The organism is Leifsonia sp. NPDC058248 (assembly GCF_042881905.1).
Classification (GTDB): domain Bacteria; phylum Actinomycetota; class Actinomycetes; order Actinomycetales; family Microbacteriaceae; genus Leifsonia.
The window spans coordinates 191425-214733 of sequence record NZ_JBHVXB010000007.1; the positions used below are offsets into that span (position 1 = coordinate 191425).

Annotated in this window: 19 protein-coding genes; 18 read left to right on the forward strand and 1 reads right to left on the reverse strand. The window is 68.8% G+C overall.

The annotated features are described in order from the left end of the window. Positions 1 to 5 precede the first annotated feature (5 nt). The 17 genes from ACFVV5_RS13385 (at position 6) to dnaE (ending at position 21263) form a co-directional block, all read left to right on the forward strand. Positions 6 to 1760, forward strand: a complete 1755-nt coding sequence (locus ACFVV5_RS13385; RefSeq protein ID WP_387244693.1) for a peptidoglycan D,D-transpeptidase FtsI family protein — start codon at positions 6 to 8, stop codon at positions 1758 to 1760. A gap of 11 nt (positions 1761 to 1771) precedes the next feature. After that, on the forward strand, positions 1772 to 3316 hold the full coding sequence (locus tag ACFVV5_RS13390; RefSeq protein ID WP_387244695.1) for a Mur ligase family protein: 1545 nt from the start codon (positions 1772 to 1774) through the stop codon (positions 3314 to 3316). Further along, entirely contained in the window at positions 3316 to 4743 is a 1428-nt protein-coding gene (murF, locus tag ACFVV5_RS13395; protein ID WP_387244698.1) for a UDP-N-acetylmuramoyl-tripeptide--D-alanyl-D-alanine ligase, read from the forward strand. The genes ACFVV5_RS13390 and murF overlap by 1 nt, the downstream gene beginning before the upstream one ends. After that, entirely contained in the window at positions 4740 to 5852 is a 1113-nt protein-coding gene (gene mraY, locus ACFVV5_RS13400; protein ID WP_387244700.1) for a phospho-N-acetylmuramoyl-pentapeptide-transferase, read from the forward strand. Before murF ends, mraY begins: the two co-directional genes overlap by 4 nt. Continuing rightward, positions 5849 to 7381: a UDP-N-acetylmuramoyl-L-alanine--D-glutamate ligase gene (murD, locus tag ACFVV5_RS13405; protein ID WP_387244703.1), complete on the forward strand. Its 1533-nt coding sequence runs from the start codon at positions 5849 to 5851 to the stop codon at positions 7379 to 7381. Before mraY ends, murD begins: the two co-directional genes overlap by 4 nt. Continuing rightward, the gene (gene ftsW / locus ACFVV5_RS13410) at positions 7347 to 8609 is read left to right on the forward strand and encodes a putative lipid II flippase FtsW (protein WP_387244706.1); all 1263 of its coding nucleotides are present in this window, start codon (positions 7347 to 7349) and stop codon (positions 8607 to 8609) included. Before murD ends, ftsW begins: the two co-directional genes overlap by 35 nt. Next, entirely contained in the window at positions 8606 to 9673 is a 1068-nt protein-coding gene (locus ACFVV5_RS13415; RefSeq protein ID WP_387244709.1) for a glycosyltransferase, read from the forward strand. Before ftsW ends, ACFVV5_RS13415 begins: the two co-directional genes overlap by 4 nt. A 55-nt stretch (positions 9674 to 9728) precedes the next feature. Further along, entirely contained in the window at positions 9729 to 11138 is a 1410-nt protein-coding gene (gene murC / locus ACFVV5_RS13420) for a UDP-N-acetylmuramate--L-alanine ligase (protein ID WP_387244712.1), read from the forward strand. 15 nt (positions 11139 to 11153) lie between these two features. After that, a complete protein-coding gene (locus ACFVV5_RS13425; protein ID WP_387244715.1) occupies positions 11154 to 12212 on the forward strand; it encodes an FtsQ-type POTRA domain-containing protein in 1059 nt (352 codons plus the stop codon). Between the two features lie 132 nt (positions 12213 to 12344). After that, positions 12345 to 13520 carry a cell division protein FtsZ gene (ftsZ, locus tag ACFVV5_RS13430; protein WP_387244718.1) on the forward strand — a complete coding sequence of 392 codons (1176 nt, stop codon included), beginning with the start codon at positions 12345 to 12347 and terminating at the stop codon, positions 13518 to 13520. After that, positions 13486 to 14187: a YggS family pyridoxal phosphate-dependent enzyme gene (locus ACFVV5_RS13435; RefSeq protein WP_387244721.1), complete on the forward strand. Its 702-nt coding sequence runs from the start codon at positions 13486 to 13488 to the stop codon at positions 14185 to 14187. Before ftsZ ends, ACFVV5_RS13435 begins: the two co-directional genes overlap by 35 nt. Before the next feature lie 65 nt (positions 14188 to 14252). Continuing rightward, positions 14253 to 14765: a cell division protein SepF gene (locus tag ACFVV5_RS13440; RefSeq protein WP_387244724.1), complete on the forward strand. Its 513-nt coding sequence runs from the start codon at positions 14253 to 14255 to the stop codon at positions 14763 to 14765. A 69-nt stretch (positions 14766 to 14834) separates the two neighbouring features. Then, the gene (locus ACFVV5_RS13445; RefSeq protein WP_387244727.1) at positions 14835 to 15128 is read left to right on the forward strand and encodes a YggT family protein; all 294 of its coding nucleotides are present in this window, start codon (positions 14835 to 14837) and stop codon (positions 15126 to 15128) included. Positions 15129 to 15281: 153 nt separating this feature from the next. Next, positions 15282 to 16127, forward strand: a complete 846-nt coding sequence (locus tag ACFVV5_RS13450) for a DivIVA domain-containing protein (RefSeq protein WP_387244730.1) — start codon at positions 15282 to 15284, stop codon at positions 16125 to 16127. After that, positions 16117 to 16767, forward strand: a complete 651-nt coding sequence (lspA, locus tag ACFVV5_RS13455; RefSeq protein ID WP_387244733.1) for a signal peptidase II — start codon at positions 16117 to 16119, stop codon at positions 16765 to 16767. The genes ACFVV5_RS13450 and lspA overlap by 11 nt, the downstream gene beginning before the upstream one ends. A 2-nt stretch (positions 16768 to 16769) precedes the next feature. Then, the gene (locus ACFVV5_RS13460; protein WP_387244736.1) at positions 16770 to 17690 is read left to right on the forward strand and encodes an RluA family pseudouridine synthase; all 921 of its coding nucleotides are present in this window, start codon (positions 16770 to 16772) and stop codon (positions 17688 to 17690) included. A 102-nt stretch (positions 17691 to 17792) separates the two neighbouring features. After that, positions 17793 to 21263 (forward strand): DNA polymerase III subunit alpha, encoded by a 3471-nt coding sequence (dnaE, locus tag ACFVV5_RS13465; protein WP_387244985.1) that lies wholly within the window; start codon positions 17793 to 17795, stop codon positions 21261 to 21263. A gap of 38 nt (positions 21264 to 21301) precedes the next feature. Here dnaE and ACFVV5_RS13470 read toward each other — a convergent pair whose 3' ends face one another. Then, the gene (locus tag ACFVV5_RS13470) at positions 21302 to 21844 is read right to left on the reverse strand and encodes a flavin reductase family protein (RefSeq protein WP_387244739.1); all 543 of its coding nucleotides are present in this window, start codon (positions 21842 to 21844) and stop codon (positions 21302 to 21304) included. A gap of 63 nt (positions 21845 to 21907) precedes the next feature. On the opposite strand from ACFVV5_RS13470, the gene hisD reads away from it, so the two are divergent. Beyond that, the gene (gene hisD / locus ACFVV5_RS13475) at positions 21908 to 23215 is read left to right on the forward strand and encodes a histidinol dehydrogenase (RefSeq protein ID WP_387244742.1); all 1308 of its coding nucleotides are present in this window, start codon (positions 21908 to 21910) and stop codon (positions 23213 to 23215) included. The last annotated feature ends 94 nt before the right edge of the window (positions 23216 to 23309 follow it).

Genomic DNA, 23309 nt, shown 5'->3' on the forward strand with positions numbered 1-23309 from the left:
CGATCGTGATCACGAGAAAGACGATGCGCAGGCGCACCACCGTCACCATGCTCGCGGTCGCCGCCACCGTCGGGATCCTCGGAGCCAAGCTCGTCGACATCCAGGTGGTGCGCGCCGACGACCTGCAGAAGCAGTCGGTGACCGCCAAAGAGGTCAAGGAGACGCTGAGCGGCGCGCGGGGGAGCATCCTGGACGCGAACGGGACGGTCCTCGCGACCACCGTCTACCGCTACACCGCCCAGCTGTCGCCCTCCGACGCGATCGGCGACGGCAGTCCGAGCGCCCGCACGAAGATGGTCGAGGCCGCCAACGCGATCGGCGCCATCACCGGCCAGGGCGGCGCTGCGATCGTCACGCTCATCGACAAGGCGCTCAAGGCCGACCCCGGCTCGAAGTACGCCTTGGTTAAGACCGGCATGGACGTCGCGACGTTCAACAAGCTCGACAAGCTCCCGTACCCGTGGCTCACCTTCACGAAGGTCCCGGCGCGCACGTACCCGAACGGCGCCGTCGCGGGGAACCTCCTCGGCTACGTGTCGAGCGGAGGCAAGGGCGGCCTGGAGGACAGCGAGAACGGCTGCCTCGCCGGCGAGAACGGCAGTGAGACCTACCAGCGCGGCGCCGACGGTGTGGCGATCCCGGGCAGCACCGTGGTGCAGAAGCCGGCGAAGGACGGCGGCACGCTCAAGCTGACTGTCGACAGCGACCTGCAGTGGTTCGCCGAGCAGACGCTTGCACAGCAGGTCGGGGCGGTCGGCGCCAAATTCGGCTTCGTGACCGTCGCCGAGGCCAAGACCGGCAAGATCAAGGCGATCGCCCAATGGCCCGCGCTCGACCCCAACAACATCGATGCCACCTCGCCGGGCTACTGGGGCCTCCTTCCGTTCAGCACCCCGTACGAGCCCGGCTCGACCTTCAAGGCGCTCACGGCCAGCATGCTGATCGACCAGGGCAAGGCGACTCCGACCTCGCAGGTGCTGGCGCCGTACCGGTTCCAGTCCGGCCACGGCGCCGACCTCCACGACTCCGGATACCACGACGACGAACGCCTCACCCTCACCGGCGTGCTCATGAACTCGTCCAACACCGGCATGTCGATCCTCGGCAGCGCGCTCAGCGACCAGACACGGTACGACTACCTCAAGAAGTTCGGCATCGGCGTCGACACGGGCATTCCGTACAACGGTCAGTCCTCGGGCATCCTGAACCCGGTCAAGGACTGGGACGACCAGACCAAGTACGCCACCATGTTCGGCCAGGGCGTCTCGGCCACCCAGGTGCAGATGGTGTCGGCGTACCAGGCGCTCGCCAACAACGGCGTCCGCGTCCCGCTCACGCTGGTCGAGGGGTGCACGCACCCCGACGGCACCGTCACCGACGTTCCCGCGCCCAAGCCGATCAAGGTCGTGTCTCCCGGCGCCGCCAAGACGACGCTCGGGATGATGGAGAGCGTCGTCACCTCCGGCGAGCTCGCGAGGCAGCTGCAGATCCCGGGCTACCGCGTCGCGGCGAAGACCGGAACGGCACAGCAGCCGGACGGCCACGGAGGGTACCTGCCGTCGTACTACGTCTCCGTAATGGGCGTCGCCCCGGTTGACAACCCCCAGTACGTCGTTTCGGTCAACCTCGGATACCCGACTACCATTACTTCGTCGGCAGCCGCCGCTCCGCTGTTCCACACGATCATGAGTCAGGTGCTGAAGACCTTCCGGGTGAAGCCTTCGACGACCAGCCCGGCAGACTACCCGCCGTACTACTGAAAGTGAGCCTCGTGACAGGACCGGCGCCCTCTTCTCTGCGCCCCGAGCATCCCGTCGCCCGACCTCTCGCACAGTTGGTGGCGGAGTTCGGGCTGGATTTCCGGGGCGATCTCGATGCCGTGGAGGTGACCGGGGTCGCACTGGCGACCACAGCCGTCGAGCCCGGCGATCTCTATGTGGGGGTTCCCGGGCGCAACGCGCACGGCGCGAGCTACGCGGCGAAGGCCGCCGACGCCGGCGCCGTCGCGATCCTGACCGACGAGGAGGGCGCGGAGCTCGCGGCCGGCTCCGGCCTGCCGGTCATCGTGACTCCGGATGCCCGCGCGGCCCTCGGCGCAGTCGCGGCCTGGATCTACCGCACCGACGAGAACTCCGCGACGCTCTTCGGCGTCACCGGCACGAACGGCAAGACCAGCGTCGTGTATCTGCTGAACGCCATCCTCGGTCAGCTGGGGGTCGTCTCCGGTCTCAGCTCCACCGCTGAGCGCCGCATCGGCGACACCGCCATCACGAGCAAGCTCACGACCCCGGAGGCGAGCGAGCTGCACGCACTGCTGGCCCGGATGCGCGAGGAGGCGGTCCGCGCCGTCGCCATCGAGGTCTCGGCGCAGGCGCTCAGCCGCCATCGCGTCGACGGGATCGAGTTCGACGTGGTCGGCTTCACGAACCTGAGCCACGACCACCTCGACGACTACGACGCGATGGACGACTACTTCGCCGCGAAGCTGGAGCTGTTCCAGCCCGACCGGGCGCGCCGTGGCGTCATCACGGTCGACTCCGACTGGGGCCGCGCCCTGGTGGAGCAGTCGCGCATCCCCGTCACCACCCTGTCGACGTCGGCCGGCGGCGACGCCGAGTGGACGATGCAGGTGCTCGACGAGAGCGTCGACCGCACGTCGTTCGTGCTGGAAGGCCCCGACGGCCGGCGCCTGGAGACCCAGGTCCCGCTGCTCGGCGCCTACAACGCGGCGAACGCCGCCCTCGCCATCGTGATGCTGGTCGAGTCCGGCTACGACCTCGACGCCATCGGCGCAGCGCTCGAGCGAGACGGCGGCATCAACGCGTTCATCCCGGGCCGCGCCGAGCGCATCTCCGGCGACGCCGGTCCCGTCGTCTTCATCGACTACGGCCACAGCCCGGATGCGTTCCTCAGCACCCTGGGAGCGCTCCGCAAGGTCACCGACGGCAAGATCGTCATGGTGTTCGGCGCCGACGGCGACCGCGACATCACCAAGCGCACCGACATGGGCGCCATCGCGGCGCGAGGGTCGGATGCCGTGGTCATCACCGACTTCCACCCGCGCTGGGAGGACCCGGCCGCAATCCGCGCCACCCTCCTCGCGGGCGCCCGTTCCGCGGTTCCCGACCTCGAACTGTACGAAGTCCCCGACCCGCGTGCGGCCTTCCGCAAGGCCCTGTCGCTCGCGAAGGAGGGCGACATCGTCCTCTACGCCGGACCCGGTCACGAGGATTACCAGGAGGTCGCGGGGGAGCGCATCCCGTACTCCGCCCGCGACGACGCCCGGCTCGCCCTGCGAGAGGCCGGGTGGCTCTGATGATCGCGATGACCCTGGCCGAGATCGCCGCGGCCACCCGGGGCAGGCTCGTGCTCGACGGCACCGACGCCACGCCCGAGACCGTCGTCGACGGACTCTCCACGACCGACTCCCGCGAGGTCGTGCCCGGCACGATCTTCTTCGCCAAGCCCGGCGACGTGACCGACGGCCACCTCTTCGTGCCGCAGGCGGTCGCGTCGGGTGCCGCTCTCCTCGTCGTCGACCACGAGCTCGCGACGGAGGAGTGGAGCCGTCCGGCGCCCCAACTCGTCGTCGACGACACCGTGGTGGCACTGGGCGACCTCGCCACCGAGGTGATCGCCCGGGTCCGAGCATCCGGAACCCTGAGGATCGTGGGGGTCACCGGCTCGAACGGCAAGACCACCACCAAGAACCTGCTGCGTGCCATCCTCGAGCGCGTCGGACCGACGATCGCGCCGCGCGCCTCATTCAACAATGAGGTCGGCGCTCCCGTCACGATGCTCGAGGTCACCCACGAGACACAGTTCCTGGTGGCCGAGATGGGAGCCAGCGGGATCGGCGAGATCGCCCGGCTGGTGCGCATGGCGCGTCCCGACATCGGTGTCGTGCTCAAGGTGGGGCTCGCGCACGCCGGCGAGTTCGGGGGGATCGAGGCCACGCTCGCCGCCAAGACCGAGATGGTGAGCGACCTCCTCGACACCGACGTGGCCGTCCTCAACCTCGACGACCCGCGGGTCGCGTCGATGGCGGACAAGACCATCGCCCGCATTCTGTGGTTCGGGCTCGACGATCGGGCGGACGTGCGAGCGACGGGGGTGGTCTCGAGTGCGAAGGGGACCGGCTTCGAGCTGCACCTCCCCGACGGCGAGTCGCGGTCCGTCCAATTCCGGGTGCTCGGCGAGCACCACGTCATGAACGCCCTCGCGGCCGCGGCCGCGGCGTACACGCTCGACGTCGGCATCGACACCATCGTCGACGGTCTGCAGTCCGTGCAGCGGGCGGAGCGCTGGCGCATGGAGGTGATGGGAGGCGCTCGCGGCGTCACCGTCATCAACGACGCGTACAACGCCAGTCCCGACTCGATGTCGGCCGCGCTCAAGACGCTCGCGCAGATCTCGGAGCCGGGCGGGCGCACCGTCGCGGTCCTCGGCGAGATGAGCGAGCTGGGCGAGTTCTCCGGCGAAGAGCACGACCGGATCGGCCTGCTGGCCGTGCGTCTCGGCATCGACCAGCTCATCGTGGTGGGTCCGGCTGCGCGCCGGATGCACATCTCCACCATCAACGAGGGGTCGTGGGACGGCGAGTCGCTCTACTTCGACACGCCGGACGCCGCGTTCGAACACCTCGAAACCGCACTGGAATCGGGGGACACTGTGCTCGTCAAATCTTCGAACTCGGCCGGCCTCCGGTTTCTGGGCGATCGACTGGGAGAATTGTTCTCGTGAGAGCTCTGCTGACGTCCGGTGCACTGTCGATGGCGTTCACGCTGTTCCTCACCCCCGTGTTCATCCGTCTGTTCAAGAAGCTGCAGTGGGGGCAGTTCATCCGCGACGACGGCCCGCAGAGCCATCACGCCAAACGCGGAACCGCCACCATGGGCGGCATCATCATCATCCTCGGCACGCTGTTCGGCTACTTCGTCGCCCTCCTGCTGACCGGTGACGAGACCTCCGTCTCCGCCTTGCTGGTGCTCTTCCTGATGGTGGGCCTCGGCCTGGTCGGCTTCGTCGACGACTTCCTGAAGACCCGTAACCAGCGCAGCCTCGGCCTCACGGGCTGGGCCAAGGTGGCCGGCCAGGTGATCGTGGCGACGGTGTGGGCGCTGCTGGCCATCATGTTCCCGAACGGCAACGGCTACACACCGGCCACGATGAGCGTCTCGCTGATCCGCGACCTGCCGATCGACTTCATGTCCATCACGAAGTACGGCGCGATCGGCGTCATCGTCGGGTACGGCCTGTACCTGATCTGGATCAACTTCATCGTCGCCGCCACCTCCAACGGCGTGAACGTCACCGACGGACTCGACGGTCTGGCGTCCGGCGCCTCGATCCTGGCGATCGGCGCCTACATCATCATCGGGTTCTGGCAGTCGATCCAGTCGTGCTCCAACCTCAAGCTGGATCCCGCGAACGTGGCCAAGTGCTACGACGTGCGCGACCCGTTCGACCTCGCGATCGTCGCGACCGCGATCGTGGGCGCCGTCGTCGGCTTCCTGTGGTGGAACACGTCGCCCGCGCAGATCTTCCTCGGCGACACCGGATCGCTCGCCCTCGGCGGCGCGATCGCCGCCCTGGCCATCCTGAGCCGCACCGAGCTGCTGCTCGTGCTCATCGGCGGCCTGTTCGTCATCGAGGCCGGCTCGGTGATCGTCCAGCGGGCGTACTTCAAGCTGACGCACGGCAAACGCATCTTCCTGATGAGTCCCATCCACCACCACTTCGAGCTCAAAGGCTGGGCCGAGGTGACGGTCGTGGTGCGCTTCTGGATCATCGGCGGGCTGCTGGTCGCGGCAGGAGTCGGAAGCTTCTACCTCGAATGGCTCGCGACATGACCGAGCTGGGCGAACGTCTCGCCGGCCTCACCAGCTGGCACTCCGGCGACTGGCGCGGGCTGCGCGTCGCGGTCTACGGTCTCGGCGTCACCGGATTCTCGGTCGCCGACACCCTCGTCGAGCTGGGCGCCGAGGTGCTGGTCGTCACGGCGAAGGCCGACCAGGAGCGGGCGATGCTGCTCGCCGTGATCGGCGCTGAGCTGCTCGAAGACCCCGATCTGAGCGCGCCGCCGGCCCGCCTGGCCGAGTTCGACCCCCAGCTCGTCGTCGTCTCGCCCGGCTTCCACCACGACCATCCGCTGCTCGACTGGGCGGACCAGCGCGGAATCCAGGTCTGGGGTGACATCGAGCTCGCCTGGCGCCTGCGCGACAAGGTCGGCAGCCCGGCGGACTGGATCGCCGTCACCGGAACGAACGGCAAGACGACGACCGTGCAGCTCACGGCGACCATGCTGCTCGCCGGCGGCTACCGTGCGGCGCCTTGCGGGAACATCGGCATCCCCGTGCTCGACGCCATCCGCGACCCGCAGGGATTCGACGTGCTGGTCGTCGAGCTCTCCAGCTACCAGCTGCACTGGATCAACCGCAATCCGGGCGGCGAGCTGTCACCGTACTCGGCCGCGTGCCTCAACATCGCCGACGACCACCTCGACTGGCACGGATCGTTCGACGCCTATCGGGCGGCCAAGGCCAAGGTGTACGACAACACGCAGGTCGCCTGCGTCTACAACCGGGCCGACGATGCCACCGAGCAGATGGTGCGCGACGCCGAGGTGATCGAAGGCGCACGGGCCATCAGCTTCGGCCTCGACATCCCGGGGCCGAGCGAGTTCGGGATCGTCGACGGCATCCTCTGCGACCGTGCCTTCCTCGAGGACCGGTTCACGACCGCGATCGAACTGACGACGATCGACGAACTGCGCGACGCGGGCCTCGCCGCCCCGCACGTCGTGGCGAACATCCTGGCCGCCGCCGCGCTCGCCCGGTCGTACGGCATCGAGCCCGGGGTCATCCGGGATGTGCTGACCGCGTTCCGTCTCGACGCCCACCGCATCGAGCTGGTGCGCATCGAGTCGGGGGTGAGCTGGGTCGACGACTCGAAGGCGACGAATCCGCACGCCGCCGACGCCTCGCTCCGCGCCTACGAGTCGGTCGTCTGGGTGGCCGGTGGTCTGCTCAAGGGCGTCGAGATCGACGAGCTGGTAAAACGGCACACGTCGCGGCTGCGCGCCGCAGTGCTGATCGGGGTCGACCGGGAGGAGCTCCGCTCCGCATTCGCACGACACGCGCCCGACCTGCCCGTGTACGAGGTCGACGCCGACGAAACTGATGAGGTCATGCCGACGGCGGTGAGACTGGCCGGCGAGGCCGCGCAGGCGGGGGACACTGTTCTCCTCGCACCGGCGGCGGCGTCGATGGACCAGTTCGCCGACTACGCAGAACGAGGGCGCCGCTTCCAGGCGGCGGTCAACGAGTTTTTTGGAGGTGAGGCGGATGAGCGCTCCGCCTCGCACCCCGGAGGAGACTAAGGCTCCGACCCGGATCGGTTCCTTGACTGCGCGCATCTCACTCGGCAAGGCCATGCAGGCCGAATCGGCCAACTATTTCCTCCTGCTCGGCATCACCCTGTTCATGGTGGTGTTCGGCCTCGTGATGGTGCTCTCGTCGTCGTCGGTCGAGTCGCACAACGACACCGACAACTTCTTCTCGCGGTTCTGGTCGCAGGGGGCGTACGCCCTGATCGGACTGCCGCTGATGTTCCTGGTCTCGCGCCTGCCCACCCGGTTCTGGAAGAAGAGCATCTGGGTGCTGCTCGCCGGCGCCTGCTTTCTTCAGCTGCTGGTGCTCGTCACGCCGCTCGGCGTGGAGATCGGCGGCAACCGCAACTGGCTGCGTGTCGGCTCGCAGTCGATCCAGCCCTCCGAGGCGATCAAGGTCGCGCTGGTGGTGTGGCTCGGGGTGGTCCTCGCCCGCAAGAAGGACCTGCTCGGGCAGTGGAAGCACGTGGTCGTGCCGGTCGTGCCGATCGCCGGCGGCGCCATCCTCCTCGTCATCCTCGGCGGCGACCTCGGAACGACGGTGATCATGGCGTCGATCGTGCTCGGCGCGCTGTTCTTCGCCGGCGTCAAGCTGCGCCACCTGGCCTTCGGGACGGTTGCCGTCGCCATCCTGGCCGTGATCGTCGCCGTGTCGAGCAAGAGCAGGCTCGGCCGCATCGCCGCGCTGTTCGGCGGGGCGAGCGCAGCCAATCCCGACGTGAACTGGCAGATCGACAACGGCTTCTACGCGCTCGCCTCCGGTGGCATCTGGGGGGTCGGCCTCGGCAACTCGCACTCCAAGTGGTCGTGGCTGCCCGCCGCGGACACCGACTTCATCTTCGCGATCATCGGCGAGGAGCTGGGACTCATCGGCGCGGTCGTCGTGCTCGTCCTCTTCGTGCTCCTCACGATCGTGTTCCTGCGCATCATGCACGCGTCGTCCGACCCGTTCGCCCGGGTGACCACGGCCGCCATCATGGTCTGGCTGATCGGCCAGGCGTTCGTGAACATCGCGGTGGTGCTGGGCGTCATACCCGTGCTCGGAGTGCCGCTCCCACTGATCTCTGCAGGTGGAACTGCGATGATCAGTTCCATGATCGCAATCGGCATCGTCCTGTCCTTCGCCCGGGAGACCGGCAAAGAGGCCAAGCGCCAGAACGTCCCCCAGGGCACCGCCCGCCGCTCGTCCTCGCGCTCCACGATCGGCGCCGGCGCGTGACGCGCTACCTGCTGGCCGGCGGGGGCACCGCCGGCCATGTGAATCCCCTGCTCGCGGTCGCCGACCGGTTGCGGCGAGACGACCCATCCGCCGAGGTCGTGGTGCTCGGCACGCAGGAAGGGCTGGAGGCGCGACTCGTGCCGGAGCGGGGCTACGAGCTCGCGACGATCCCGAAGCTGCCGTTCCCGCGGCGGCCGAACGCGGCGGCGCTGCGCTTTCCGGGCGAGTACCGCCGGGCGATCGGCACGGTCCGCCGGCTCATCGAGGAGCGCGGCATCGACGCCGTCGTCGGGTTCGGCGGCTACGCGGCCGCACCGGCCTACTCCGCCGCGCGCAAGACCGGGGTGCCGCTGATCCTCCACGAGGCGAACGCCAAGCCCGGCCTCGCGAACCGTCTGGGTGCGCGCTACACGCCGTTCGTCGGCGTCGCGTTCCAGGGCACGAAGCTGCCGCATTCCACCTTCGTCGGGATGCCGCTGCGGGTCGAGATCGAGCAGCTCGACCGCGCGGCGTCGCGGCCGGAGGCGCTCGCCTTCTTCGGGCTCACGGATGACCGCGCCACGCTGCTCGTCACCGGCGGGTCCCTGGGTGCGCGCCGGATCAACCGCACGATCGCCGACCGGGCGGCGGAGCTCACGGACGCCGGTTTCCAGGTCCTGCACATCCAGGGCGGACGCGGCGAGCTCACCGACCCCGGCATCGAGCACTACCGTCTCCTCGACTACTGCGATCGGATGGATCTGGCGTTCGCGCTCACCGATGTCGCGATCGCGCGCTCCGGGGCCGCCACGGTGTGCGAGTTCGCCGCCCTCGGCATCCCGGCCGTCTACGTGCCGTATCCCGTGGGCAACGGAGAGCAGCGGTTCAACGCGGCCGGAGTCGTCGAAGCGGGCGGGGGAATCCTGGTCGACGACGCAGCGTTCCTCCCCACGTGGGTCGACACCGACCTGCTCCCACTGCTGGGCGACCGCGATCGTCTGGCCCGCATGGGGGTTCGCGCCGCGAGCGCCGGAGTGCGCGACGGTTCGGACCGCATGGTGTCGCTCATCCGCAGCTCGCTCTAGTGCGCGTACCGTCATACTTGAAGGTGCCCTTCACTCGCAAAGGAAATCAGTACACGTGATCAAACCCGACCTCTCCATGACCCTGCCCGACGATCTGGGAGCCCTGCACTTCGTGGGCATCGGCGGCTCGGGCATGAGCGGCATCGCCCGCCTCTTCCTCGAGGCCGGCTACACCGTGACCGGGTCGGATGTGCGCGAGTCGTCGAACGTGCTCGCATTGCGCGACCTCGGCGCGACCATCGCGATCGGGCACGACGCGGCCAACGTGGGCGACGCCGACACCCTGGTCGTCACCGGTGCGCTCTGGCAGGACAACCCCGAGTACCAGCTGGCCCTGCAGAACGGGCTGCCTGTGCTCCACCGCTCGCAGGCCCTCGCCTGGCTGATCAGCAAGAAGCGGCTCGTCTCGGTCGCGGGCGCCCACGGCAAGACCACCTCCACCGGCATGATCATCACCGGGCTGCTCGGCCTCGGCGAAGACCCGAGCTTCGTCAACGGCGGCGTGATCGAGTCGCTCGGCAAGAGCTCGCAGACCGGCACCGGCGAGCTGTTCGTGGTGGAGGCCGACGAGTCCGACGGCTCGTTCCTCCTCTACGACACGGCCGTCGCCCTCGTCACCAACGTCGACCCGGACCACCTCGACCACTACGGCTCCCTGCAGGCCTTCGAGGACGCCTTCGTGACCTTCGCCCGCGAGGCGAGCGAGTTCGTGGTCGTCTCCTCGGACGACGCCGGGGCCGTGCACGTCACGAACACGCTCCGCTCCCAAGACCCGGCGAAGCGCGTCGTCACGTTCGGCGAGGCCGACGACGCCGAGGTGCGGGTGCACTCGATCGTCACCGACGGCCCGGTCTCCTTCTCGGTGCGCTACGAGGGGAACGACTACTCGGCCCGGCTGCGCATCCCGGGCCGCCACAACGCCATCAACGCGGCCGGCGCCTTCGCCGTGCTCACCGGACTCGGCTTCGAGCCCTCCGCAGCGCTCAGCGCCGTCGCCGAGTTCGGCGGCACCGAGCGCCGGTTCGAGCTGCACGGCACCGTCGGGGGCGTGAGCGTCTACGACGACTACGCGCACCACCCGACCGAGGTCGCCGCGGCGCTCGCGGCCGCGCGCACGGTCGTCGGCGAGGGCCGGATCATCGCCGTGCACCAGCCCCACCTCTACAGCCGCACCCGGCTCTTCGCTCAGGAGTTCGCCGACACGCTCGAGAACTACGCCGACGAGACGGTCGTGCTCGATGTCTACGGCGCGCGGGAGGACCCGGAGCCCGGGGTGACCGGCGCCCTCGTGGCCGACCGCTTCGAGCATCCGGAGCACGTGGCGTTCATCGCCGACTGGCAGGCCGCCGCCGACCACACCGCCGAGATCGCGCGCGACGGCGACTTCGTGATCACCCTCGGTTGCGGGGACGTCTACCGCATCGTGCCGCAGCTGCTCGAATCGCTGCGCCGCGTCCGCGGTTAGCCGGAGAACGTCGGGATGAAGCGTCCTCAGGGGTTCGACCAGCCGCCGCCGGCGGCGCCCGCGACGCAGGCCGCTCCTGCTCCCGCAGCCCGTGGGCGGGCGTCTCGCGACACCGCAGCGGCCGGCGGGAACAGGGTCGAGGCCACCACCGCCCCCATCCCGGTGCAGATCATCGAAGGCGGCACGGCCTCGGCCATGGCCTCCACCGCGGCGACCGCTCCGGGGTCGACCGCGCCGACGAAGCGGACGGACGCCCAGCCGCGCGCTGAGCACCACGGGGTGTACGACCGCCTGCCGTCCAACCGCGAGATCAGCCGCTCGCTGCGCGAAGCACGCAAGGAGCGTTTCCGCGTCGAGCGCGGCGAGGTGCGGCGGTTCACCAAGCGATCGCGCCGGCGCCGGATGATGTGGCTGGCCGGTCTCGGCACGCTCGCCGCCCTCGTTCTCGGCGTCACCCTCACGGCGTTCTCCCCGCTGATGGCGTTGCGCACCATCGACGTCACGGGGACCTCGCGCATCGACGTCGCGGCGGTGAAGAAGTCGCTCGGCGATCAGCTCGGGCGTCCCCTGCCGCTCGTCGACCAGGGAGCGATCCGCAGCGACCTGGCCGCGTTCCCGCTCATCCGGAGCTACAGCGTCGAGAGTCACCCGCCCAACGCGATCGTCGTGCGCATCGTCGAGCGGCAGCCGATCGGCGTGCTCCGTTCCGGAACCGCCTTCACCCTCGTCGACGCCGCCAAGGTGACCATCGCCTCGAGCCCGGCGCGGCCGGCCGGCTACCCGCTCATCGCGGCGTCGGGCGCCCCGGCCGAGGAGGACGCCGGCTCCGGGTTCGCGGCGGCGGCGAGCGTGCTGGCGTCGCTCCCCGACTCGCTCTTCGCCCGGGTGGACACCGTCTCGGCGACGACCACCGACGATGTGAGCTTCACTCTGCGCGGAACTGGTGCGAAGGTTGTCTGGGGGAGCGGGGACGACTCCGATCTCAAGGCGGCCGCCCTCGCGGCCCTCCTCAAGAGCGCTGGCGGAGCACGTGTCTTCAACGTCTCCTCCCCTCACAGCGTGACCACGGGATGAGCGGGATTCCCGACACGCCTTGGACGTTACAGGGGTGCGGGGGATGCGCCCCTAACGTCGAATCAGGAATTGCATACTGAGCATAACTTTAAGCCTCGACCTGAGGTTGAAGGTTCCCAGCGGAGGCCGGACGTGACATCAAACCAGAACTACCTCGCCGTGATCAAAGTCGTCGGCATCGGCGGTGGCGGCGTCAACGCCGTCAACCGGATGATCGAGCTCGGGCTTCGCGGCGTCGAGTTCATCGCGATCAACACGGATGCGCAAGCACTGCTGATGAGCGACGCCGACGTCAAGCTCGACGTCGGCCGTGAGATCACCAGAGGACTCGGCGCCGGCGCCGACCCCGAGGTCGGCCGCCGGGCGGCCGAAGACCACGCGGAAGAGATCGAAGAGGCGCTCGCCGGCGCCGACATGGTCTTCGTGACGGCCGGCGAAGGGGGTGGCACCGGCACCGGCGGCGCACCCGTCGTCGCCCGCATCGCCAAGTCGATCGGCGCACTCACCATCGGTGTCGTCACCCGGCCGTTCGGCTTCGAGGGCAAGCGCCGCTCCGAGCAGGCGGACGCCGGTGTGCAGCGCCTGAAAGAAGAGGTCGACACCCTCATCGTGGTGCCGAACGACCGTCTCCTCGAGATCAGCGACCGCGGCATCAGCATGCTCGAGGCGTTCTCGACCGCCGACCAGGTCCTCCTCGCGGGTGTCCAGGGCATCACCGACCTCATCACCACCCCGGGTCTCATCAACCTCGACTTCGCCGACGTCAAGTCGGTCATGCAGGGCGCCGGCAGCGCGCTGATGGGCATCGGCTCGTCCCGCGGCGCCGACCGCGCGATCAAGGCGGCCGAGCTCGCCGTGGCGTCGCCGCTCCTCGAGGCGAGCATCGACGGGGCGCACGGCGTCCTCCTGTCCATCCAGGGCGGCTCCAACCTCGGAATCTTCGAGATCAACGACGCGGCCCGCCTCGTGCAGGAGGCCGTGCATCCCGAGGCCAACATCATCTTCGGCGCGGTCATCGACGACACCCTCGGCGACGAGGTGCGCGTGACGGTCATCGCCGCCGGATTCGACGGCGGGGAGCCGAACGGCAAGCAGGTCACGGCGGACACCCGCCGGGCCAACTTCGTCGAGGCGGGCGATGAGGGCGCGGCGCTCGCCAGCACCGCCGCGCTCGACGCCGAGGACATCCCGTCGCCGTCGGCCGACGCCTGGTCGGCCGCCGAGAGCCCTGTCACCGAGACCGCACCCAAAGACCCGGCGTTCGACGACGAGAATGACGATCTCGACATCCCCGACTTCCTCAAGTAGTCCGCTCGCCGAGCGTCTCCAGGCCGTCCGGGCCGGCATCGCGGATGCCGCCCGGGCTGCCGGACGCTCGCCGGACGAGATGACCACCATCGTGGTGACCAAGTTCCACCCGGCGTCGCTCGTGCGCGAGCTGGCGCTGCTCGGGGTCACGGACGTGGGGGAGAACCGTCACCAGGAGGCGCAGGCCAAGGCGGCGGAGCTCGCCGACCTCGACCTGCGCTGGCACTTCGTCGGGCAGCTGCAGAGCAAGAAGGCGCGGCAGGTCCGCGCCTACGCCGACGTCATCCACTCGGTCGACCGCAGCTCGCTCGTCGAGGCTCTGCGCTCCCACGACGGCGACATCGACTGCTTCGTGCAGCTCAACCTCACCGACGATCCGGCGCGCGGCGGCGTCTCCGACCGCGACCTGGAGCCGCTCGTCGAGCGGATCCTCGACACGCCGGGGCTCCGGATGCTCGGCGTCATGGCCGTCGCCCCGATCGGCGAGGAGCCGAGGCGGGCGTTCCAGCGCGTGCGGGAGGCGAGCGAGCGCGTGCGCACGCTGGCTCCCTCCGCCGACAAGATCTCGGCCGGGATGTCGCAGGACTACGCGGAAGCCATCGCCGAAGGAGCGACACACCTTCGCATTGGCACCGCCATTACCGGGAATCGGCCACCGCACGGTTAACCTCGAAGAGAAAGTTCGTAGTGCGTGCGAAAGCGTCGGCGCACCGGTCTACACGGAGGATCCGAATGTCCAACCCGCTGAAGAAGACGATGGTCTATCTCGGCCTCGCCGACGAAGAACTCGAGTACGACGAGCAGCCGCAGGAGCAGCCCCAGGCCCGCCCGCAGCCGCAGCCGCACCAAGCCCCCGTCGCCCCGGTTCCCCACCCCACCCCGGTCGCACCCGTGACCGGACGCGCCCCGGTGACCCCGCTGCGCAAGTCGTCCACCGCACGGAATGCTTCGGTCCAGGAAATGAACGAGATTCTCACGGTCCACCCCCGCCAGTACCGCGACGCCCAGGCGATCGCCGAGTCCTTCCGCGAGGGGATCCCCGTCATCATCAACCTCTCGCAGATGAGCGAAGGGGATGCCCGGCGGCTGATCGACTTCGCCAGCGGCCTCTCGCAGGGGCTCTACGGCAAGATCGAGCGTGTGACGCCCAAGGTCTTCCTGCTGTCCCCGTCGCACGTGGTCGTCTCCGGCGAGCACGGCGGCCAGGACGCCGAGGTCGACGCGTCGTTCTTCGCGCAGGCCTGACGCCCTCGAGCACCGGATCGCGCACCGCCCCTGTCAGGGGACGGTGCGCTTTCACGCATACTTAACCTCGTGTTCGTCGTCTCCGTCATCGCCAGCATCCTCTACTACGTGCTGCTGCTCTACTTCTTCGTGCTCTGGGGCCGGTTCGTCCTCGACCTGGTGCGCACCTTCAGCCGTCACTGGCGCCCGCGCGGATTCGGCCTCGTGCTGGCTGAATCGGCGTACGTGATCACCGACCCGCCGATCAAGTTCTTCCGCCGGCTGATCCCGCCGCTGTCGATGGGACCGATCGCGATCGACTTCGGATGGAGTCTCACCATGCTGGTGGTCATCATCGGCTTGTACGTCACTGCTGCGTTTTAGCTGAGAGTCGTGCGCATCCGGATGATCACTCGCGTTGTAAGGTTGACGAGCCGACGCACGTGAGTGCAGCAGCGTGCGCATCGACGGTGCGTTTTGCTAGCGTTGGCTGAACGCACTTTTTGTTCGAATTCTCAAGATCTAAGGTGGCTTGCCATGGCGCTGACTCCGGAAGATGTAGTCAACAAGCGGTTCCAACCGACGAAGTTCCGTGAGGGCTACGACCAGGACGAGGTCGACGACTTCCTCGACGAGGTCGTCGTCGAACTGCGTCGCCTCAACCAGGAGAACGAGGAGCTCAAGCAGCGCCTCGTCGCGAGCGAGTCCCGTATCGCCGAGCTGCAGCGCAGCGGTGGGCAGGGCGCGGGCAATGCGGCCCCCGCCGGTCCCGACAACTCGGCCGAGCTCGAGCGCCTGCGCCAGGAGAACGAAGAACTCACGCAGCGGCTGGCCGCGGCCCCCGCTGCCGCTGCTGCTGCTGCCGCAGCGGCTCCGGCCGCCGCCGCGTACGCCGCGCCGGTCGACACCAGCGCCGTCGACCCGAACAGCACCAACAACCTCCTGCAGCTGGCCCGCCGCCTGCACGAGGAGCACGTGCGCGAAGGCGTCGAGAAGCGCGACGCGCTGATCGCGGAAGGCCACGCCACCGCCGCCCGCATCGTCGCAGAGGCCGAGTCGAAGCAGCGCGCCCAGATCAACTCGCTCGAGCAGGAGCGCGCCCTCCTGGAACACCGCATCGACGAGCTCCGCACGTTCGAGCGGGAGTACCGTCTGAAGCTCAAGAGCTACATCGAGGGTCAGCTCCGCGACCTCGACAGCTCCTCCGTCGCCGGAACCGGCAGCTACGCGGCCCCGGCCGCGAAGCCGGCCGACACCGGCAACGCTCCCGTGAGCGCCGGACAGGGCAGCGGCTCCATGCCGACCCCCGTCTCCGCCTCGGGCGGCGACTCCGCGTCGGGCAGCCAGGAGCAGCCTCCGACGTTCCAGGGCTTTGGAGGCTAGCCCCTCCCGGGCCAAGGTCAGCGTCCGGGCCCTGGTCATCCTGGCCATCGTCGCGCTCTGCGTGTACCTGGTCGACCAGATCGCGAAAGTCCTGGTGGTGCAGAACCTCTTCGAGGGTCAGCAGGTCCAGGTGCTCGGACAACTCCTGCAGTTCCATTTCGTCAAGAACCCCGGCGCCGCCTTCTCGATCGGCAGCGGATCCACCTGGATCTTCTCGATCGTGGGGGTCGGCGTACTCGGCTTCGTGATCTGGTACGCCCCGCGCATCCGGTCGGTGGCGTGGGCGATCCTGTTCGGGCTGCTCCTCGGCGGCCTGCTCGGCAACCTCACCGATCGGCTGTTCCGCGAACCGGGCTTCGGTGTCGGCCACGTGGTCGACTTCCTGCAGATCCCGCTTCTCCCGGCGATCTTCAACCTGGCCGACGTGGCGATCGTGTCGAGCATGGTGCTGTTCCTGATCCTGACCATCCGAGGGATCGGGCTCGACGGCAAGCGGGCTGTCGAGGCCGCTGACGCGACCGAGGCCGCGGCACAGGACGAGCCCGAGACGACGGCAGAGGCGACAGCGGAGGCGACAGCGGAGGCGAAGATCGCGCCCGAGCCTCACGAGACCCCGACGGACGAGAAGCCCACCGCCTAGGCATGGAATCCCGCAGCCTCCCCATCCCCGACGGTCTCGACGGCTCGCGCGTCGACGCCGGACTGGCCAAGCTCCTCGGGTTCTCCCGCAGCTTCGCCGCCGAGATCGCCGAAGCCGGGGGCGTCACGGTCGACGGTCGCTCCGTCGACAAGTCGGACCGCCTGCACGCGGGCGGCTGGCTCGAGGTGAGCTGGCAGCCGCGATCCGAGGTCACGATCGTGCCCATCGCGGTGCCCGACCTCACGATCGTGCACGACGACGACGATATCGTCGTCATCGACAAACCGGTCGGCGTGGCCGCGCATCCGTCGGTCGGCTGGGAAGGACCCACCGTCCTCGGCGCGCTGTCCGCCGCCGGATTCCGGATCTCCACCTCGGGGGCAGCCGAGCGCGCCGGCATCGTGCACCGCCTCGACGCCGGCACGAGCGGCCTCATGGTCGTCGCCAAATCGGAACGGGCGTACACGGCCCTCAAGCGCGCCTTCCACGACCGCACGGTCGAGAAGATCTACCACGCGGTCGTGCAGGGGCATCCCGACCCCCTGGTCGGGACGATCGACGCCCCCATCGCGCGGCATCCCCGGTCCGACTGGAAGTTCGCAGTGGTCGCGGGCGGCAAGCCGTCGGTCACGCATTACGAGACCATCGAGGCGTTCCCGTCGGCGAGCCTGCTGGAGATCCACCTCGAGACCGGCCGCACCCATCAGATCCGCGTGCACATGGCCGCCCAGCGCCACCCCTGCGTGGGCGATTCGATGTACGGCGCCGACCCGACGCTGTCGGCGAGGCTCGGCCTCGGCCGGCAGTGGCTGCACGCGGTCCAGCTCGCGTTCGAGCATCCGGCCACCGGTGATTGGGTGACCTTCACGACCGGATATCCCGACGACCTCCAACACGCTCTGGATGTGCTTCGAGCGTCGTAGGGTCGACGTAGTCTTTAACCCTCACCACGGCTTCAGACGGAGATCCATTTGTCCTCTAGCGGCGACTCGTTCGTTCACCTCCACGTCCACAGCGAGTACTCGATGCTGGACGGCGCTGCGCGTATCAAGCCGCTCGTCGAGGCGGCCGTCGAACAGGGGATGCCCGCCGTCGCGGTCACCGACCACGGCAACATGTTCGGCGCGTTCGACTTCTGGCGGACCGCCACCGACGCCGGCATCAAGCCCATCATCGGCACCGAGGCCTACCTGACCCCGCGAACCCATCGCACCGACCGCACCCGCGTGCGCTGGGGCGACGGGGGAGGCGACGACGTGTCCGGCTCCGGCGCCTACACGCACATGACGATGTTCGCGGCCACCACCGAAGGCATGCACAACCTGTTCCGCATGTCGTCGAAGGCCTCGACCGAGGGCTACTACTTCAAGCCCCGCATGGACCGCGAGCTGCTCAACACGTATTCGTCCGGCATCATCGCGACCACGGGATGCCCGTCGGGCGAAGTGCAGACCCGACTGCGGCTCGGCCAGTACGAGGAGGCCAAGAAGGCCGCCGCCGAGTTCCGCGACATCTTCGGCAAAGAGAACTTCTACGCCGAGATCATGGACCACGGTCTCGGGATCGAGCGCCGCATCATGGGCGACCTGCTCCGGCTGGCCAAGGAACTCGACCTGCCCCTGGTGGCGACCAACGACCTCCACTACACGCATGCCGCCGACGCGAAGAGCCACGCCGCTCTGCTGTGCGTGCAGTCGGGCTCCACGCTCGACGACCCGAATCGCTTTAAGTTCGACGCCGACGAGTTCTACCTCAAGTCCGCCGACGAGATGCGCCAGCTCTTCCGCGACCACCCGGAGGCGTGCGACAACACCCTGGCCATCGCAGAACGCTGCGACGTGCAGTTCAACACGCAGGCCAACTACATGCCGCGCTTCCCCGTCCCCGAGGGCGAGAACGAGCAGTCCTGGTTCGTCAAAGAGGTCGAGACGGGCCTCCACGATCGGTATCCCGCCGGCATCCCCGACGAGGTCCGCGCGCAGGCCGACTACGAGATCGGCGTCATCTCCCAGATGGGCTTCCCCGGCTACTTCCTGGTGGTCGCCGACTTCATCAACTGGTCGAAGCGCAACGGCATCCGGGTCGGACCGGGCCGTGGCTCCGGCGCCGGGTCGATGGCCGCGTACGCGATGCGCATCACCGATCTCGACCCGCTCCGGCACGGCCTGATCTTCGAGCGGTTCCTCAACCCCGACCGCGTCTCGATGCCCGACTTCGACGTCGACTTCGACGACCGCCGCCGGGGAGAGGTCATCAAGTACGTGACGGAGAAGTACGGCGAGGAACGCGTCGCGCAGATCGTCACCTACGGCACGATCAAGGCCAAGCAGGCCCTCAAAGACTCGTCGCGCGTCCTCGGATTCCCGTTCGGGATGGGCGACAAACTCACCAAGGCGATGCCGCCGCCCGTGATGGGCAAGGACATCCCGCTCACCGGAATCTTCGACAAGGACCACCCGCGCTACAAGGAGGCCGTCGACATCCGGGCGGTCGTCGAGACCGACCCCGAGGCCAGGACCGTCTTCGACACGGCGCTCGGGCTCGAGAACCTCAAACGCCAGTGGGGTGTGCACGCGGCCGGCGTCATCATGTCGTCGGATCCGCTGATCGACATCATCCCGATCATGAAGCGTGAGCAAGACGGCCAGATCGTCACGCAGTTCGACTACCCGGCGTGCGAGTCGCTCGGACTGATCAAGATGGACTTCCTGGGGTTGCGCAACCTCACGATCATCAACGACGCGCTCGACAACATCGAGGCCAACCGCGGCGAGAAGCTGGTCCTCGAAGACCTCGAGCTCGACGATCGCGGCGCCTACGACCTGCTCTCGCGCGGAGACACCCTGGGCGTGTTCCAGCTCGACGGCGGGCCGATGCGCTCGCTGCTGCGCCTGATGAAGCCCGACAACTTCGAAGACATCTCGGCGCTCATCGCCCTCTACCGTCCGGGCCCGATGGGCGCGAACTCGCACACGAACTACGCGCTGCGCAAGAACGGCCTGCAAGACATCACTCCGATCCACCCGGAGCTCGCTGAGCCTCTGGCCGAGATCCTCTCCACCAGCTACGGCCTGATCATCTACCAGGAGCAGGTGATGGCGATCGCGCAGAAGGTCGCCGGGTTCTCGCTCGGCCAAGCCGACATCCTGCGCCGCGCGATGGGCAAGAAGAAGAAGTCGGAGCTGGACAAGCAGTTCGAGGGCTTCGCCGGCGGCATGCAGGCCAACGGTTTCTCGATGGCGGCCGTCCAGAAGCTGTGGGAGATCCTCCTCCCGTTCTCCGACTACGCGTTCAACAAGGCGCACTCCGCGGCCTACGGCGTGATCTCCTACTGGACGGCCTACCTCAAGGCGCACTATCCCGCCGAGTACATGGCGGCGCTCCTCACGAGCGTCGGCGACTCGAAGGACAAGATGGCGCTGTACCTCAACGAGTGCCGCCGCATGGGGATCAAGGTGCTCCCGCCCGACGTGAACGAGTCGATCGGCTTCTTCGCCGCCGTCGGCACCGACATCCGCTTCGGCCTCGGCGCTGTCCGCAACGTCGGCAGCAATGTGGTCGACGGTATCCGGGAGGCGCGCGAGAGCAAGGGTCGCTTCGAGTCGTTCCACGACTTCCTGTCGAAAGTGCCGATCCACGCCGCCAACAAGCGCACCGTGGAGTCGATGATCAAGGCGGGAGCGTTCGACTCGCTCGGGTCCACCCGCCGGTCGCTCGTCGAGGTGCACGAAGACGCGGTCGAGTCCGCGGTGAAGATCAAGCGCAACGAGGCCAACGGCGACGTCGGTTTCGACTTCGACAGTCTGTGGGGCGCCGACGAGCAGAACGCGACACAGCACCACATCCCGGAGCGTCCCGAGTGGGGCAAACGCGACAAGCTGGCCTTCGAGCGCGAGATGCTCGGCCTCTACGTCTCCGACCACCCGCTGGCCGGCCTCGAACTGCAGCTCGCCAAGCTCGCGAGCACGTCGATCGCCGACCTGGTCGCCTCGGAGAACATCCAAGACGGCGAGACGGTGACCGTCGCCGGGCTCGTGACCAACGTGCAGCACCGCGTGGCCAAGGCGTCGGGCAACCAATACGGAATGATCACGGTCGAGGACTTCGGCGGTGAGATCACCGTGATGTTCATGGGCAAGGCCTACCAGGAGTTCTCGCATGCATTGACGGGCGACGCCATCGTCGTCGTGCGCGGCCGGGTCAGCATGCGCGACGACGGGATGAACCTCCATGCGTTCAGCCTGATGACGCCCGATCTCGGTCAGAGCGTCGGCACCGGACCGCTCCTGATCACGATGCCCGACCAGCGGGCCACGACCGACACGGTGAAGGCGCTCGGCGAGGTGCTGGCACGGCACACCGGCGACAACGAGGTGCGGCTGCGGCTGGTCAAGGGTCAGGTGGCACGCGTCTTCGAGGTGCCGAAGCCGGTCACGATCAGCGCCGACCTGTTCGGCGAGCTGAAAGGGCTGCTCGGGCCGAACTGCCTGGCGTAGGCACGCGCCGGTTCGGTCGAGTCAGGTCGAGCCGGCCGTCAGGCGGGCTCGCCTGGGGCGAAGTAGCGGCGCTCGTGGTAGAGCAGGGGCAGGTCGTCTTCGCCGAGGCCGCCCTGCTCGATCTGCACGACGACGACAGCATTGTTGTGCACGGGGAAGCGCTCGATGATGCGTCCGATCATCCAGCTCGTCACGTCTTTGATGATCGGCAGATCGTGGGGTCCGCTGTACCAGTGGTCCCCGTCGAACCGGCTCGCATTGTCGCCGGAGAGCTTCTCGGCCACCACCCGGTTGCGCACGCCGAGCGTGTGGATGACCACCCGCTCGGTCTCGGCGATCGCCGGCCAACTCGACGCCGACCGGGCGATGTTGAACGTCGCAAGGGGTGGCACCGCTGCGAGGGAGGCCAGCGAGGTGGCTGTGAACCCGACCGGCGTGCCGGCCTCGGTCAGCGCCGTGATGATCGCCACTCCCGCGGCATGACGGCGGAACGATTGACGGAATGCGGCCAGATCGGGCGTCACATCCGGTTCGATGCGATCCGACGGCCGCGGAGCCTGGGGGAGAGGTGAGCTGTTCATACGTAGGCATCAAGCACGGGCAGGCTCCTGGGTATTCCGGGTTGCGGATAGGCTGGTCGGGCCATGATGCAGACCATTGATCTCCGCGGAATCCAGCCTACCCGTGCCGCCTTCGCCCGTCTGGTGCCGCGGCCTGTCGTCGATGTGCAGGCGGCGATGGCCGTCGCCGCACGCCTGATCGACGACGTCCGTGAGCGCGGAGCGGCGGCCCTGGCGGAGCAGGCCGAGCAGTTCGACGGAGGGGCTCCGGCAACGGTGCGTGTTCCGCAAGCCGAGATCGATGCCGCCGTGGAGAACCTGCCGGCCGACGTTCGTGCCGCGCTCGACGAGGCCATCGCCCGGGTGCGGCAGGCGACCGCCGCCCAGGTGCCGCCGCCGGCCGAGACCAGGATCGGGCCGGGAGCCACGATCGTGCAGCGGTGGCAGCCGGTCGAACGCGCCGGGCTCTACGTTCCGGGCGGCAAGGCCGTCTATCCGTCCAGCGTGGTGATGAACGCCGTGCCGGCGCAGGTGGCCGGGGTCGCATCCGTCGCCCTGGCGAGTCCGCCGCAGCGCGAGTTCGGCGGAGCAGTGCACCCGACCATCCTCGGCGCAGCCGGGCTGCTCGGCATCGACGAGGTGTACGCCATGGGCGGCGCCGGCGCGATCGGCGCCCTCGCCTGGGGTGTCGACGAGCTGGGGCTCGAGCCCGTGCAGGTCATCACCGGGCCGGGCAACATCTATGTCGCCGCCGCCAAGCGGGTCGTCCGTGGGCAGGCGGGCATCGACTCCGAGGCCGGCACGACGGAGATCCTCGTGATCGCCGATGCTGCCGCCGACGCCCGCTACGTCGCAGCCGACCTCGTGAGCCAGGCCGAGCACGACGAGGCCGCCGCCTCCGTCCTCGTGACCGACAGCCCGGAGTTCGCGGAGCGGGTCGCAGCCGAGCTCGACCGGCTCGCCTCCGCCACCAAGCACTCCGAGCGGGTGCGCACCGCTCTCGCCGCGCCGCAGTCGGCCATCGTCCTCGTCGACGATCTCGCCGCGGCCGCCGCGTTCAGCAACGCCTACGGACCCGAGCACCTCGAGATCCAGACCGAGCATCCGGATGCCGTGCTCGACGACATCGAGAACGCCGGCGCCGTCTTCCTGGGCGCGCACTCCCCGGTGAGCCTCGGCGACTACCTCGCCGGGTCGAACCACGTGCTGCCCACCGGAGGCCAGGCCCGGTTCTCGTCCGGCCTCGGCGCGTACTCGTTCCTGCGGCCGCAGCAGATCATCCGCTACGACCGCGACGCCCTCGGCGAGGTCGCCGGACGCATCGTCGCGCTGTCGACGGCCGAAGACCTGCCCGCGCACGGCGATGCCGTCACGGTGCGCTTCTCCGGCTGACCGCGCTTCACCGGCTGACCGCGCTTCACCGGCTGACCGCGCTTCCCAGGCCGGTCCAGCCTCCCCCGGATGGGGCGCGCGCTCGCATACAATT

What these genes read in the sequence shown, in the direction of transcription:
- murF (WP_387244698.1), top strand. Translation starts at nt 3,316, where the DNA reads ATGATCGCGATGACCCTGGCCGAGATCGCCGCGGCCACCCGGGGCAGG.
- murD (WP_387244703.1), top strand. Translation starts at nt 5,849, where the DNA reads ATGACCGAGCTGGGCGAACGTCTCGCCGGCCTCACCAGCTGGCACTCC.
- ftsW (WP_387244706.1), top strand. Translation starts at nt 7,347, where the DNA reads ATGAGCGCTCCGCCTCGCACCCCGGAGGAGACTAAGGCTCCGACCCGG.
- ACFVV5_RS13425 (WP_387244715.1), top strand. Translation starts at nt 11,154, where the DNA reads ATGAAGCGTCCTCAGGGGTTCGACCAGCCGCCGCCGGCGGCGCCCGCG.
- ACFVV5_RS13435 (WP_387244721.1), top strand. Translation starts at nt 13,486, where the DNA reads ATGACGATCTCGACATCCCCGACTTCCTCAAGTAGTCCGCTCGCCGAG.
- ACFVV5_RS13440 (WP_387244724.1), top strand. Translation starts at nt 14,253, where the DNA reads ATGTCCAACCCGCTGAAGAAGACGATGGTCTATCTCGGCCTCGCCGAC.
- ACFVV5_RS13450 (WP_387244730.1), top strand. Translation starts at nt 15,282, where the DNA reads ATGGCGCTGACTCCGGAAGATGTAGTCAACAAGCGGTTCCAACCGACG.
- ACFVV5_RS13460 (WP_387244736.1), top strand. Translation starts at nt 16,770, where the DNA reads ATGGAATCCCGCAGCCTCCCCATCCCCGACGGTCTCGACGGCTCGCGC.
- dnaE (WP_387244985.1), top strand. Translation starts at nt 17,793, where the DNA reads ATGCTGGACGGCGCTGCGCGTATCAAGCCGCTCGTCGAGGCGGCCGTC.
- ACFVV5_RS13470 (WP_387244739.1), bottom strand. Translation starts at nt 21,844, where the DNA reads ATGAACAGCTCACCTCTCCCCCAGGCTCCGCGGCCGTCGGATCGCATC.
- hisD (WP_387244742.1), top strand. Translation starts at nt 21,908, where the DNA reads ATGATGCAGACCATTGATCTCCGCGGAATCCAGCCTACCCGTGCCGCC.